This window comes from Bacillus sp. FSL K6-0073 (assembly GCF_038006085.1).
Taxonomy (GTDB): Bacteria; Bacillota; Bacilli; order Bacillales; family Bacillaceae_G; genus Bacillus_A; species Bacillus_A cereus.
In genome coordinates, this window is record NZ_JBBOUN010000001.1 from 3,235,219 (window position 1) to 3,250,284 (window position 15,066).

Sequence of the window (15,066 nt, forward strand, 5' to 3'; positions counted from 1 at the left end):
AACAACTCCCTCTATACGTTAAAGTTTCCCCTTCTTTAATAACTTCTCTAAAATTTGTACGTTTTTCGAACTTTGCAATAATCGATTCAATAATATAAGTAATTCTTCTTTTTCTAAATCTTTCAGTTTCTCTTTAACTGCACTCTCACCAGCACCTTGAATATCATAAACAACTGCCGCCATATGCTTACAAAGATTCTCATATGGACATTCGCAGCTACTTTCTGAAAAATCTTCGAGATTGATAACTACTTCATAATTTCCTGCATTTCCAGTAACGAAAGCAAACACTTTTTTATCATGTATTTCAACATCTTCTACATGTCCATCTTCATAATATTCATATCCCTTATCTACAATGTACTTTGGGATCCATTTCGTTATATCTTCTAATAAGTAAGCGTACATAATTGTACGCCTTCCTTTAATTCCCTTTTGACTTCAAAAATCCTGTATGTTATTCTAATAACTGTCAAATAGCAAGTCTATATGACAAAACGACTGACACCTATTCGGCGAAGGTGTCTCTTTTCATTTGCAGCCGATATGAATTGCCTCTTTCAGGCACATTCAATTTTTGACACTACACACTCAACACCATTCCCTGTATCAGGCTGCTTTAGCAGTCTTTTACTCTACATACTCCGTTATTTTAAGAAAAAAAGAGAGCTTAGCTCCCTTTTCTCGCCTTATACAATACCCCTTTTTCAGCATAGAGATATTCATCAGCTAATGTAATTTTCCCATCCAGTTTTAGTTCGTCTAATAATCTTGATAAATAAAATTGATGCAACATCTTTTTCGTGAATTTTCCTTCATGATGCGAAACGATATGTTCTTGAATATCTAACAATGATATCGGCTTATCTTGCTCTATCATATATTCATAAACTGTACTACGCAGTTTTACGTATTTTTCGAGTGTCACAGTAATGCGCAACCCCTTTCTTCTTAATATAAATTTTCGTAATCGGTTTTTTTGCAATAAAAAAACCTCTCCGATAAGAAGAAGTTACGTATATATCTTCGTCTTATCTCCCAGAACAAATATGTTCTGCTGGAATTAGCACCTGCATCGCGGTTGCTGGGTTTCATCGGGCCAGTCCCTCCACCTCTCTAGATAAGAAAATATTCACTTAATTCTTACTATACGTAATTCCACTTTAATTGTCAAATAAATATAACAAATTATATTTTCTTCCTTACTGTTCATACTACCCATATACGAACACGCAAGGAGGATTATGAAATGCATCAAAATGCTCGCGGATATGTACAAGATTCTTTTCAATCATTACAAGAAGCTAAAAATTGTTTAGAAGAAGCGCTCGAAACAGTTGAAAAAGATTTTAATCGCGCTCGTATTGAACAATCACTTTATGCTGTTGAACAAGCTATTCAACGTTGCGAGTACACCGTTCATATTTTAGAAAAAGATTAAAAACTTCCCATCAATTGATGGGAAGTTTTTTCAAATGGCATACTTCATAATTATTGCCGTTATGATTAAAAAATATACAGAATTAGCAATTTCTAAAATTCCTACTTTTATAATAGAAATTTTTTTGCCATACAACATAATCGCTCGAATGACACTTGGTATAAAAATAAGAGAACACCACGGATTAATCACAAATATGATTATCGTTAATACGATATGATATCCCCAAGATATAAGACGATACTTCGGGTTATTTTTTTCACGAATCATCGTTTTCACATAGAACGTACTACCTAAAAAGTATAAAAATGAAATAAGTGCAATGAATATAGCTGTATGATCGATTTGCTTCATTGAAAAGTAATAACTAATTAACCCACCGATACAAAACACAATGATTGCACAAATATCATTTAGCAATGCTCTTTCATTTTTTTGACGGGCGTAATACATATTCACTATAAATAATGGAATCATTACTATTAAGAATAAAAGAATTCGCCACTCATATAATAAAGAAATCATCCCAAATAGGAACGCAATACTGAAATAAACAATGGCAGCTTGTAAAAACTCTTTTTTTCGTCTTTGCTTTATGTACGTAAGAAATGGATACGTGGCTAAATAGATAAAGAACCACGCTAAAAACAATGGAATATGATAAATAGTAGGTTTCCCAAGTATGACACTTAATAAAAAAGGAATAACAAGCATGGCCCATGCACCATGTTGCTTCGGAATAACTAACTTCATTAACTATACACCTCCCTTTTAAAAAAAGTTCTCACCTACCATTATACAAATAATTTTATATAATAACGGATGTATATTAAATCGATTTTTTGACAAAAAAATGCTCCTTACAATATGTAAGAAGCATGAAAGAGGCAAACGAATATGTAAGTCGCGACCCTACCTTATATGAGTATGCTTTTCTATGTCACGTTATGCTCATCTAATATACCGTATTTCTTTTTAAATCTTGTAAGAATCGTAATCCATGAAGTACTAAATAGTAATAAGAAAATAACATTCGAAATCGCATGGCTCAAATCAAAGTAAAAACTTGCGATATAATACGAAATGACAGTTTCCCACGTTGCTTCTCGTATAAAACCGAGAAGGCCCCAGAAATTCATAATCCAGCCAAATAAAAAACCAACAATTACTCCGTAAAGAAGTCTTCCCCATAGCTTTTTCATAAAAAATGTATTACGAAGTAGACCTGCTATAAAACCAATCATGCCCCACGAAAACATTTGCCACGGTGTCCACGGACCTTGTCCTAAAAAAATATTAGATACGATTGCTGCTGTAGCACCAATCATAAAACCAGTTTCACTTCCAAAGACAATTGCAGAAACGATAATGACAAAAGAAGTTGGTTGTACACTTGGTAAAATAGAAAATGGCACCCGGCTTACTGCTGCAATTGCCGCTAATACAGCAACGAGAACAATTTCACGTGAAACAAACGCCTTTCTTTCAAAACGGATATAGAAAGGTAACATAATAACCGCTAATATAAACAAACTACTTAACATGTAATAACCGTCCATGACAAGTGTCGTAAAGAGTAATGTGCCGATTATTACTGCAAAGATACATATTATGAATGCAACATATCTTTTGGACACGCTTCGTACACATCCTCCCACGTTAATGCATATGGCAATTCTTTTCGAATGAATCGATTAATAGATGTTGTATAAAAGAAGTTGCCGCTAAAAAATTCTTTCGGTGCATCATTCATAATGACTGTTCCATCAAATAACATCATACATTGATCAACGTATTTCGCTGCAAATTCAATGTCATGCGTCGCCATTACAATTGTTGTTCCTTCTTTTTGTAGCTTCCTAAATAGCTCTCCTACTCTTTCTTTCTTCCATGGATCTAACCCCTTTGTCGGTTCATCCAGTAATAATAGCGTTGGCTTTGATAATAACGTTGTACATAGCGCAAGTAATTGTTGCTCTCCTCCGCTACAATCATGCGGATGGCGTTCTTTAAGCGCATGTAACCAAAACTTTTTCAACATCTCTTCTGCAATTTTTCTTCCTTGTTCTCCATATAATTCACGCGCACGTTCATAAACCTCGTCCCATACTGTATCAAATGTAAAATGGTAATACGGATGCTGCGATACATACCCAATACTTTTAAAACGTTCTTTCGAATCAATTTTATGTATTACTTTTCCGTTCCACTTTACTTTCCCTCTTCTCGCTTTTTGTAATCCTGCTAAAATCGTTAACAGTGTAGACTTACCTGTACCATTCTTCCCAACGAGTGCTACCCATTTTCCTTTTTCAATCGAAACTGATAAATCACGTAAAATAAGCGGACTATTTTTTTCATATTGGAACGAAATATGCTCTGCGCTTAAAATTACCTCTTGCTTTTCACTTTGTGCTATTGGCTCATTTACATATGATATCGCTGCAAAATCATTCATTTTCATTTGCGCCTCTCGCACTGTAAACGGAATATCTCTCACATTCCACTCTAAAAATAGCCTTGGAATTTGCGGAATAAATGGACGGAATGTTTCTACTCCCCACATATCCGTAATAACAATTTTAGGACTACCATCATACATAATACGGCCATTATCCATACAAACAACGCGTGTTGCAAGCGGGATAACTTCATCTAAACGATGTTCACTTAAAATAATCGTAATTCCAAGTTCTTCATTAATCCGTTTTAATAATCCTAAAAACTCTTTTGCAGCGATTGGATCTAACTGCGCTGTCGGTTCATCTAATAATAGCAATTTCGGCTGCATAACTAATACCGCAGCTAAATTAACAAGTTGCTTTTGCCCACCAGATAACGTGTGAACAGATTGATGCAATAAATCTTGAAATCCTAAAAAGCTAATAAGCTCTGCTATTCTTTTTTGAATAATATGTGATGGTAATCCGATATTTTCTAAAGAAAATGCTAATTCTTGAATCACTGTATCCATAACGATCTGATTTTCTGGGTTTTGAAATACCATCCCAATTTCTTGGGCAGATAACAAATCAGCTACTTCCTCTATTAAAACACCCTCATAAAATATCTCTCCAGAACGCGTACCAATTGGAAGTAACTCCTTTTTAAAATGTTTTAATAAAGTCGTCTTCCCAGATCCCGATCCTCCAGCAAGTGCAATAAACTCACCTTTTTGAACAGAAAGAGAAATATGCTGTAACGCTTTTTCATTTTCATCAGCATATACAAATGATAAATTGTTTATTTCTGCATGCGCCACCATATCCATTCTCTCCCTTCCATTATGATTGGTAAACTAATAAACATCGTAAATACGACAAACATCATCCCATCGTATTGCTGAAATAGAATCGATTCGACTTTCGGATAAATAATCAATTTCCCCCCGCCATAATTACTACATATAATAGCCGCTATAAATAAAATGATTAAATAACTGAGCGTATACCAATCGCGCCTTTCCATTCTATAGCGAATATACGTCGTACGCTTCGTTACACCAAATCCACGAGCTTGCATAGAATCTGCCGTTTGCAGTGCATCTTCTAATGAACAAATTAATAATACTTGCAGCAATTGCATACCATTTTTGACGCGTTCAATTATCGAACCTGAATCTACCTGCACACCTTTCGTCTTTTGAACGAGTGTGATTTTCTTTAATCGCCTTATAAACAAAGGAACAAATCTCACTGTAATCATCGTTAACAATGCAACTTTCGGTGAAATTCTTGAAAACAAATATAAAAATTTATGACTGGAAATAATATCATTGTATGACGCAAACGTAAACATAACTGCAACTAGTAATAACCCCATTACTATTCCAAACATAATCGCCTCAAGCTTAATACGGCTATCACCTAACCAAAATAACGTAGTTCGACCTCTATGCGTTAATAACGAATTAAATAAAATTACCATAAAAAAGAAAACAATTGTGCTCGGTAGCATCTTTCTTATCTTTTCGCTATTTCCTTGCATCACATTTAACATAATAATTAATACTATTGCTCCAATTAAAAAAAGAGGATGAAGACACATCATACATAGTATCATCACCCCGATATAATAGAAAAAATTCACAAAAGGATGTAAAGAAGAAAAACTTATTTTCATAGCCCTTTACCGAATGCCTTTCTTATTGTAATACGTATACCCACTCAATTGTATCTCCTGGTTTTACCGTAGCTACACCAGCACTATGGTTTGGAAAAGCACCGTTCACACGATATTTCCATCCACTAGTATCCGCAATATCTTTTTCATATAAATCATTAATACCTTTTACATAAATACTATCTCTAGATCCGCTTGCATCAACATCTAATCCTGTACGTTGTAATACTTTATACACAGTATCGCCATCTTGTACATCCATCTTTTTCGCACCCATTATATATCCGTTATTTCCTTTTACCGAAATTGTTACTTGTTTTGCTTGCGGTTTCGGTACTGGTACTGGATCTGGTTTTGATGGTTCAGGTTTTGGTACTGCCGGAGTCGGTATCGTTTTCTCCGCTTTATTCGGATCAACTTTTTGCTCCTGCTTCGGTGTTTCTTTCGGCTGATTCACAACCTTTGCTTCTTCTTTTACTTCTGGTGCTTTCGGTTGTTGTTTCTCTTCTTGTACTTGTTGCTGCTCTGGTTGCTTATTTACAGCAGGTTGCTCTTTCGGTTGTTCCTGTTGTTTCTCTTCTTTCTTTACCTCTGGTTGTGCCTGCGGCTTTTCCTCTTTCGGCTTCTCTTCTACTTTTTGTTCTTGTTTCTCTTTCTGTTCTTCTTGCTGCTTTTGCTCTGATTCAGCTTGCTTTTCTTCTGCTTTTTCTTCTAGCTTCGCTTCATCTTTTTGTTCTTCTTGTTTCGCTACCTCTTCTTGCTTCGGTTCTACCTTCTTTTCAGGCTTTACAGCTGCCTCTTCACATCCGGCAAGTAGCCCGAGCGAAAGCAGTAAAGAAATGAACCATTTCACCTTACTCATCCTATCTCTCACCTTTCATACGAAAATTAGGAGCAAATAATTGCTCCTAATTTTTTGTTAAGCTGCTTTACGTCTCCATAATACATATGCAGAAGCAATACATAATACACCCATACCTACTTCTGTTGCTGCACTATGAGAAGATGCTCCTGTTTTTGGTAGACTGTTACCGTTTCCGATTTTTTTATTCTTAACCGGTTCGTTATCTACAACTACTTTTAGATTTTCATCTTTTGTTTCTTGTTGTACTTGGTCTTGTTCTTTCGGTTCTTCAGTAACTTCTTTTTCTACTACATTATTTTCTGGTTCAACGACCTTTTCTGGCTCTTCAATCGGTTTTGGCTTAATTACATCACCAGCGTCTACATTAGACCAATCATAAATAGATTTTCCCATTTCCTTAAATTGAAGTAATGCTAAAAGAGCCTGTTCTGTAGCCATTCCGTTACCATTTTGATCACTTGGTAACCATTTAAATTCACCATTTGAAAGTTGATATGATAATAGGTTTTGCATTGCCTTATGAAGACGATTTTGATCTACATCTTTAACAAGCGATAATCCAATAATTGCTTGCGCAGTACTATTTGAATTTTCTTGTCCATCAGCTGAAAAACCGCCATTTTCCAGCTGTTCGTTATATAAATACGCAACAGCTTTTTGTATAGCTGGTTTCACATCTGATCGCTCTTGATAAGGAGCTAATGCTGATAAAACCATACCTGTTACATCAACGCTACTAGCACTATCTTTACTACCTGAACTATTATAAGTCCATCCACCGTCTGTATGCTGATTATTTAACAGTGCTTCCACTAGAGCAACTCTGTTCCATTTTGATTCAACTGGAATCTCATACTTCTTCGTATCAAATGCAAGTAAAGCAAATGCATAACCTGTAACAGAATTCACTTTATCTGACTCATACAATTTTTGAACTAAATTATGTCCACCTACATTTTTAGGGTCTGCACTCATTGCATTCATCATAATAATTGTTCTAGCTAAATCTGTCGCTGAAAAACGATTAATGCGCTTTTCTACTTTTTCAGTTACTGACTTAACATAATTTAATTTTGCCTCAATTGGCACATTCTTTCCAGAACGAGAAAGCGCTACAGCTACCCAGTCACTTTCAATTCCATCTTGTAACATCTTATCTGATGTTTTAGAAATGGCTTCGTTTAATTGTACACTTGGAACTTGAATGTTCTCTTGCTTTGGTTGTTCTGTTTTTTCATCATTTGTTTTTGTACCATCTGGTTTTTCTTGTTTTGGATCATTCGTCTTTGGTTCTTCTGGTTTTTCTTGTTTTGGATCATCCGTCTTTGGTTCTTCTGGTTTTTCTTGTTTTGGATTATCCGTCTTTGGTTCTTCTGGTTTGCCACCGTCAGGTTCTTCTGTTTTACAAGTCCCGAACTTATCTAACGTTTCTTTCAATGTTTCCTGGCTTATATTGCTCCAGTCTGAAACAAAACGGAATACAACAACATCACCAGACTCTAATTTATAACTATCTGCCCCAACTTGTGCAGATGTATCATTTACATCGTATGTCCAACCACTTGTAGCCCCGGCCATTAAACCATCGATGCCTTTTACATATGTTCCAAACGACATCGCTTCAGATTCTACCTTGTCCCCCATGACCTTTTGCAGCAAACTTAAAGCTGTTTCCCCATCTTTAATTTGCTCTTCTTTCGGGCATAACATAATGCCTTTTTGTGATTCCCCAATAATTGCAAGTTTTGCTGTATTTTCTTCAGCAAACGTAATATGTACTGTATTCGCAAAAGAAACAAATACAAGTGTCACTGCCATTAACGACGTAAGCAGCCACTTTTTCAACATTGCCATCCCAAAATTTCCTCCCTTACTACCATTTACACAAAAAAAGGCCCTTCAAGGGCGTGCGATTGACACTCTCTTTTTGTAAGTGTCGAACAAAAATGTACAACACCTCCTACCCGCATTATTCGCGGCTATATTTGTATAGGAAAAATAATTTTGTTTATGAACGTATCATTGTGATAACATTCACTTTTCTTGGCACAACTTACTTCCATTTAAGTTATCGTAAAACGATAAACCTATACATTCTGTAAATTTTAAATTTCTGTATTATTTTACTATTGACAAAGAATTTTGTCCATGCTTTATCGGATTTATTTTCTAAGAATAATAACTTATTAACTCTTAACTATGTAAACTCTTTTCACTAATAATGACGCCATCTTCATCCGCATAAACATATTCATTTGGATTCCAATCCACTTGTCCAAAATGCAATGAAATATTTCGTTCTCCTTTTCCTTCTTTCACACTTCTATTTGGCATTGTCCCTAACGCTAAAATACCAATATTAATATTCTTTAGTTCACTAGAATCACGAACATACCCATTCACAATAATTCCTGCTAGCTTTCTTTCTTCCGCAATAGCTGCCAAATTATCACCAAGTAACGCACAATTCCTAGACGCTCCGCCATCAACAACTAATACTGTTCCTTCTGGTAATGTTTGCAATCCTTCCTTCACTAGTACATTATCATCTTTCACTTTTACAGTTGCAATTTTCCCGTGGAATTGTTCTTTCTTCCCAAAAGACCGAAAAGACTGGCGACATATTTGTAATTCCTTTTCAAATTCATCACATAGATCTGTAGTTTTCCACATCTTGTTCCCTCTTTTCCTTTTTCTTTCTACATAACATATTCTTGGCTTATTATCGTTTCCCTGTCTAATATTGCAATAATTTGTATGTACGGGAAAAGGATACAAAAACTATTGCCTTAAGAAGCTACCTTTATTATAATCTATTTCACGGATTAAATTCAGAATATTAAAATTAATAAGGTGAAGAAGGAGGAATTTTATGCAAATACAAACTGAGGCAAAAAAACAACCTAGTAAACAAAAGTTTAAAATGCCTGATGCGTACGTACTACTATTTTTTATTGCCTTACTTTGCGCCATTGCTACTTATTTCGTTCCCGCTGGAGAATTTAAAAGAGTTACAAATGGGACCGTTACAACGACAATACCGGGAAGCTATCATTCTGTTCCACAATCACCTGTAGGATTTGTTTCTTTTTTTACCGCTATTGAAAAAGGAATGACACTTGCTGCTCCTATTATCTTTCTAATTTTATTTACAGGTGGAGCCATTGCAATTCTTGAAAAGACAGGTGCTCTTGACGGTTTAATCTATCATGTTATTAACAAATTTCGTAATCAGCAATTACTTTTCATATGTATTGTCGCCGCACTTTTTTCTATTCTTGGAACGACTGGCATTATCGTTAATTCAGTTATCGGTTTTATCCCCATCGGTATCATCGTTGCACGCACATTAAAATGGGACGCTATCGTCGGTGTAGCAATTATTTATTTAGGCACTTATGCTGGTTTTAACGCTACTATTTTATCCCCCTCACCTTTAGGCATTTCACAAAAGATCGCAGAACTTCCGATGTTTTCGGGAATTGGTTTACGCACAGCTATCTATATATCTTTTTTACTTGCCACTATCCTTTATATTAATTGGTATGTAAAGCGCTTGAAAAAATCGAATAAAGGAAGCATTCTTGGCGACAACTGGTTTCCAAGTAACGCTCTTTCAAGCGAAAAAGAAGCAGAGAAAAAAGAAGTTCCTTGGACGATACGTCATAAATTAATTTTACTCGTTTCAGCTTTATCATTAATTGCATTTTTAATAGGCGCTTTTCGTCTACATTGGACGGACGCAGAAATGACCGCTACTTTTATTTTCATAGCAATTACAGCCGGAATAATAGGTGGCATGAAAGCAAACGATATCGCTTCTACTTTTCTAGCGGGCTGCCAAAATCTCATATATGGTGCTTTAATCGTCGGAATGGCTCGCTGTATTTCAGTCATTTTAGAACAAGGAAAATTACTTGATACAATCGTTAACCAGCTCGCACAGTCTCTTGAAGGACAAAGCCCTGTATTTGGCGTTATCGGTATGTACGTAAGTAGTGCTGCATTACATTTCCTTATTTCATCCGGGACAGGAGAATCGGTTATTTTTATTCCGATATTAGCTCCATTAGCTGATTTCATGCACATTACACGCCAAGTTACAGTACAGGCTGTTATGCTCGGCGAGGGTGTAGTAAACTGCCTTAATCCAACTTCCGGTGTTTTAATGGGCGTTCTCGCAGCAAGCGGGATTTCTTATGGAAAATGGATTCGTTTCATGGCTCCACTTGCACTCATTTGGTTTATCATAGGACTTGTTTTTCTTATTGTTGGGGTGAATATTGAGTGGGGACCTTACTAAATACTTAACTTGATAAATAAGTACTATCGTTCCATATAAATATCTATTCTATTTCCCTCACTAGTCCTATAAAAATCATTTATTCTAGTAAAAATATAAGAAGGGATTGATCATAATGATCAATCCCTTTTATCAAAATATAATACCTTTAAAGATCTTAGTTCCAGATTTTATTTACCCATTCAGGATGATCAATAAAAGGATTGCGGTTATGTTGATATTTTGTAAAAATCACTTCATTACGCTTTCGCTCTAAATCATCGACCGTGTCTTGTTCATTCCATTTTAATAAGACAGATAGTTTCCCCATGTATGGATCTTTATTGTTATTTACTTTTTCATTCAGTTCTAAATCTATTTCGCTGTTGTCTCCCTCGTAACGAACAGCCATATAAAACAGCATTCTAGCAATATCTCCTTTTACACTATCACGAGGTTCCCAAGAATCACTATCATATTTACACTCTGTCGCTTCAGAATGATTCACACCACCATTATCAAAATCTAGATTTCCACGTGAACTATTTACAGATACATCCGTCGCTCTTAAATGATGTAGATCTGTTCCAGGTCCTGCAGTCGTTCCAAAGTCACCGTGAGATTTTGCCCAAACATGCTCTCGGTTCCAGTTATTTACTCCTGATCCATTCGTAAGTTTCCCTTGCGAACGACCAGTATATAAGAGTATCACATTATTTTTATTATTTGGATCTTCATCAGTATCTCTTAGTGCTTCCCAAACCGCACTGTATGATAACTTTGTATGATTATCAATAATATTATGCAGTTCCTTCTTTAATTCTAACCCCGTTTTTCCTATTGCGTTATTATAATATGTATCGTCATAATTTTTCACAATAATCTCTTGTGCTGATGCAGAAGCTACTTCACCGTGTATAGTATCTGTGAATGATAGAGATGCAGAACCTAAAATAAAAAATGAAGACAGTGTAATCATAGCAATCTTTGTATTTCGAAACTTCATATACCCATTTCCCCTTTAAAATATAATTTGAAGCTATTCACTAAAAAATGCTTTCTAACTCCCGAAACCTTTTAGAAACCCATACCCCTTTTCTGTTTATTTAATACAAGACTCTATCCAGTCTGTATCACTTCTAAACTTTTTATTTATTCACATTCCAAACAATTTCACTTTTAACAAGAAATATCCTTCTCCTATAAAGATTATTAAAATATTCTTTACAATTTAAAAGTAGTTTAATATTAACTTATAAATTTAAATTTATTTATGCAATAATGCATATTTGATAAATACTTTAAAAAACAGTTTGAATAAAATGCATTCAAAGAAAACCGTGCCACAAAACAGATACAATCTAAGACAGAAATAATAAAAATCAAGATGATAGCTCGACTTTTCCCTTTTCCATAACTGTCTTTATTTTTGTGTAAAACCTTTCTTTCTCTGAATAATACGCACAAAAATAGATTGGATACCATGTAGGCACCAATCTATTTTAATTAAAGAAACTGTGTCAATTCTGCGTTCACAACACGTTGTGCAGTAATAATAACATTTTCAGCTGTTAGTCCATAAACACTATATAGTCCACCAGGTTGATTAGGAACAATTTGAACTTCATATTCAAATGCTTGTCCAAAAGTAGGATGAACTAAACTTAGAGTTGCAAAAGTAGAAGCATTAGAATTCACATTGAAGTTTACCTGTTCAATTAATACTAATGAACCGTCAAGTCTAAAAACTCTAGCTACTCCAGTAAGTGGGCCCGCAGTACGGTTAAGGATCTTCACCCTAACTTTATTTGCGTTAGCAGGTTGATTTCCTACGTTTTCAATTGGTCCTGTAGTAAGAGCCATATAACATCACCTCCATTATATTGTTATGATATTCATTCATACGTATTAACGTTATAATCTAATTACTCAATTTATTTAAAATAAAAAGAAGCTTCAAATTCTATTATATTTAGGTCATAGATATTAAACTTAATAAAAAGGCATCTAGCTAAGATTTTGAAGTGCTACAAAATCAAAAATTTTATATCACCACAGTTTTCTACGAGAATCCAGTGAACAGCTTATTTACATAATTTTCGTTATTGGAAGTAAACACCAATAAATAAGCGTATTACTATTCTTTAAATGAGTAACAGTTCTAAAATTGATTTTTAATAGAGAAAAAGGGTTACAGATTCGATTGTAACCCTTTTTCCAAATATTTTTTGTTTTATACGATTTCTATAATGATTACAGGACTGAAGTATGATTCAAAATAGCATTGATTATATGATTCCAATCGTCACAGTGAATCTCGTGACCCGATCCTTCTAAGGGTAATAACACAGCATGCGGAATTTCATTAACAAGAGCAAGACCATGCTCGTATGAAAGCACTGTATCTTCTGTACCATGGATAACCAAAGTAGGTATATTGATTTCTTTTAATCTCCCCTCATAAGAATCCTCACCTTTAAGAAGGGAATGATTAAACATACTGAGTAGATTATTTGCCCGTTTTATTTCGTTTTCTACCTGCTTATAAGCCCTCTTCTTATCGAATTTATGCTTTGAACCACAAAGTAATGCTGATCCTGCAACCAAGTAATTTGCAACAGATTCTTCATCCGACCAATTTAGTTTGGCCGCATTAGTATGGTAAGCGAGTATCTTTTCATCGATCGGAGGCAAATTTCGGTCGTTATCTTCAGAACCAAAAATACCTGATGCAATCAAAGTTATACTTATAACTCTCTCAGGGTTCCTTAAGGCTACAATTTGAGCAATCATTCCACCTAATGACATTCCAACAATATGTGCTTCGTCAATATGATATGCATCGAGTACCCCAATCGCATCATCAGCCATATCTACCACAGTATAGTGGGAACTCCCCGGTTCATAAGTAGTTGACCGTCCGACATCTCTATTATCATAACGAATAACATATCGGCCCGTATCAGCTAATTGTTGACAAAATTCTTCATCCCAATAAACCATTGAACACATGGCTCCCATAATTAGTAAGACTGCTGGATCTGCTGAATTACCAAAGCTCTCTGTACATATATCAATTTTATTAATTTTAATAATCTGTTCAGTCATGATTAACTCCTCATTTCATTCGTATTTAGTTAATAAAAAAAGACACAACCAAATAAACCCACACATTTTGAAAAAAATAGTCAGGCATAACGAATTGTGTTTAAAATTAACGTAAACGAATGAACTTGATAATCATGTTAAACACTCTCCTATATAATGAAAATAAGGATAAAACCCTTATTTTCATTATAACATAGCTCTATCAGTAGTAATATAGGTTCATTTCTTCTTATTTTATAGTTAAAAAAGTAATTTTTACTGTATGAATCTGCACTCTTAGTTGAAGAAAAGACGATGTATACAATATCCAAACCAAATTAATATAACGTCTTATTATCAGTAGTTAATACATCTAGAAGTCTAAAAAACATCCTCCAGTTAAGTACTCTGGAGGATATACATATTTCCATAATCATATTCTTACAAGAAGCCACACAAAATGAAACCTCTTTAGTACCCAAAAGGCTTACTCTTATCTATTAATAACTGTACATCGTCTTGCTCCTCTACAGATTAAACGCTCGGCTTCTCTTAATGAAATTGGAACAAGTACAGCTTCATCAACATCGTCTTCTACATCAAAAACCGCAAATGCTTCCCCACCTACGATTAAAACACAAATGAATTCTACTTCTAAATCATCATTAGACCTAGGAATACAATTGGAAATAGTACAACGTTGAATACCCCCTGCTAACAATGTTCTAGCTTCTTGCTCAGATATTCGAATAAAAACAAATTCCTCTATGGCTACATTTCCAACTTCCACTTCAATTTCTACTAAAAGAAAGAATCTGTTTCTAATTCTCACTATACAATTTGCTCCAATTGAAATAATATCTTCATTCATTCTTTTCACCTCCTTTAACACTATAAAATTCACAAAGAGGTGAAATGGTGTGGACAAGCAAACAAAAAAGTTGTTTTTTTGAAATGTGAGACATTAGTTAACAACTATCATCAAAAAAACAGAAAAAATACCCTACACAACAGGAAGTTTTCTCTGTTTTTAGTCTGTATACGATATTCAAAATTAGTTAACATAACGTCTCATTATCAGTAGCAATGAAAAAGGAGAACCCTGCTTTCACAAGTGAAACTTCTTTTTTAGTTCTATGAATCTATACATTCCTATCCTAACGCGGTTTTAGTGCTCTTGTTTGTTACTGGATTAGCCAAAAAACTGTATAAAATCTTGCATACTATTAGCGTGTTTTTTCAAAAATACTGGCATCCCCCAATTTGTGC

The 15,066-nt window shown here is 34.7% G+C and carries 15 protein-coding genes and 1 riboswitch; of the genes, 2 read left to right on the forward strand and 13 right to left on the reverse strand.

Going from position 1 to position 15,066, the window contains the following annotated elements:
• Nucleotides 1-18: 18 nt before the first annotated feature.
• Nucleotides 19-408 carry an SWIM zinc finger family protein gene (locus tag MHB52_RS16840; protein WP_000271497.1) on the reverse strand — a complete coding sequence of 130 codons (390 nt, stop codon included), beginning with the start codon at nt 406-408 and terminating at the stop codon, nt 19-21.
• Nucleotides 409-670: 262 nt separating this feature from the next.
• Nucleotides 671-928, reverse strand: coding sequence for a hypothetical protein (locus tag MHB52_RS16845; protein ID WP_000171476.1), 258 nt, complete (start codon nt 926-928; stop codon nt 671-673).
• A gap of 100 nt (nt 929-1,028) precedes the next feature.
• Nucleotides 1,029-1,127: riboswitch (SAM riboswitch) on the reverse strand.
• Nucleotides 1,128-1,249: 122 nt separating this feature from the next.
• Here MHB52_RS16845 and MHB52_RS16850 point away from each other — a divergent pair.
• Nucleotides 1,250-1,441, forward strand: a complete 192-nt coding sequence (locus tag MHB52_RS16850; RefSeq protein ID WP_000554032.1) for a hypothetical protein — start codon at nt 1,250-1,252, stop codon at nt 1,439-1,441.
• 30 nt (nt 1,442-1,471) lie between these two features.
• Here the strand turns inward: MHB52_RS16850 and MHB52_RS16855 are convergent, their stop codons facing one another.
• The 7 genes from MHB52_RS16855 to rraA form a co-directional block, all read right to left on the reverse strand.
• Nucleotides 1,472-2,194 (reverse strand): YwiC-like family protein, encoded by a 723-nt coding sequence (locus MHB52_RS16855; RefSeq protein ID WP_044795161.1) that lies wholly within the window; start codon nt 2,192-2,194, stop codon nt 1,472-1,474.
• A 182-nt stretch (nt 2,195-2,376) separates the two neighbouring features.
• Nucleotides 2,377-3,078: an ECF transporter S component gene (locus MHB52_RS16860; protein ID WP_000044901.1), complete on the reverse strand. Its 702-nt coding sequence runs from the start codon at nt 3,076-3,078 to the stop codon at nt 2,377-2,379.
• On the reverse strand, nt 3,051-4,712 hold the full coding sequence (locus tag MHB52_RS16865; RefSeq protein ID WP_033694169.1) for an ABC transporter ATP-binding protein: 1,662 nt from the start codon (nt 4,710-4,712) through the stop codon (nt 3,051-3,053). Before MHB52_RS16865 ends, MHB52_RS16860 begins: the two co-directional genes overlap by 28 nt.
• On the reverse strand, nt 4,685-5,563 hold the full coding sequence (locus tag MHB52_RS16870; protein WP_002101120.1) for an energy-coupling factor transporter transmembrane component T: 879 nt from the start codon (nt 5,561-5,563) through the stop codon (nt 4,685-4,687). The genes MHB52_RS16865 and MHB52_RS16870 overlap by 28 nt, the downstream gene beginning before the upstream one ends.
• A gap of 22 nt (nt 5,564-5,585) precedes the next feature.
• Nucleotides 5,586-6,425, reverse strand: coding sequence for a DUF4430 domain-containing protein (locus MHB52_RS16875; RefSeq protein ID WP_061663349.1), 840 nt, complete (start codon nt 6,423-6,425; stop codon nt 5,586-5,588).
• A gap of 57 nt (nt 6,426-6,482) precedes the next feature.
• Nucleotides 6,483-8,282: a DUF4430 domain-containing protein gene (locus MHB52_RS16880; protein ID WP_061663347.1), complete on the reverse strand. Its 1,800-nt coding sequence runs from the start codon at nt 8,280-8,282 to the stop codon at nt 6,483-6,485.
• Between the two features lie 339 nt (nt 8,283-8,621).
• Nucleotides 8,622-9,101 (reverse strand): ribonuclease E activity regulator RraA, encoded by a 480-nt coding sequence (rraA, locus tag MHB52_RS16885; RefSeq protein ID WP_000266033.1) that lies wholly within the window; start codon nt 9,099-9,101, stop codon nt 8,622-8,624.
• A 199-nt stretch (nt 9,102-9,300) separates the two neighbouring features.
• Between rraA and MHB52_RS16890 the strand changes: the two genes are divergently transcribed.
• Nucleotides 9,301-10,731, forward strand: coding sequence for a YfcC family protein (locus MHB52_RS16890; RefSeq protein ID WP_001166973.1), 1,431 nt, complete (start codon nt 9,301-9,303; stop codon nt 10,729-10,731).
• A gap of 157 nt (nt 10,732-10,888) precedes the next feature.
• Here the strand turns inward: MHB52_RS16890 and MHB52_RS16895 are convergent, their stop codons facing one another.
• The 4 genes from MHB52_RS16895 to MHB52_RS16910 all read right to left on the reverse strand — a co-directional run bounded on the left by MHB52_RS16895 (nt 10,889) and on the right by MHB52_RS16910 (nt 14,668).
• Complete coding sequence (locus MHB52_RS16895) at nt 10,889-11,716, reverse strand: endonuclease I family protein (RefSeq protein ID WP_061663346.1); 828 nt, start codon at nt 11,714-11,716, stop codon at nt 10,889-10,891.
• Nucleotides 11,717-12,216: 500 nt separating this feature from the next.
• Entirely contained in the window at nt 12,217-12,573 is a 357-nt protein-coding gene (locus tag MHB52_RS16900; protein WP_001229417.1) for a hypothetical protein, read from the reverse strand.
• 390 nt (nt 12,574-12,963) lie between these two features.
• Nucleotides 12,964-13,818, reverse strand: a complete 855-nt coding sequence (locus tag MHB52_RS16905; RefSeq protein ID WP_016118311.1) for an alpha/beta fold hydrolase — start codon at nt 13,816-13,818, stop codon at nt 12,964-12,966.
• Nucleotides 13,819-14,290: 472 nt separating this feature from the next.
• A complete protein-coding gene (locus MHB52_RS16910) occupies nt 14,291-14,668 on the reverse strand; it encodes a hypothetical protein (protein WP_016118312.1) in 378 nt (125 codons plus the stop codon).
• Between the last annotated feature and the right edge of the window lie 398 nt (nt 14,669-15,066).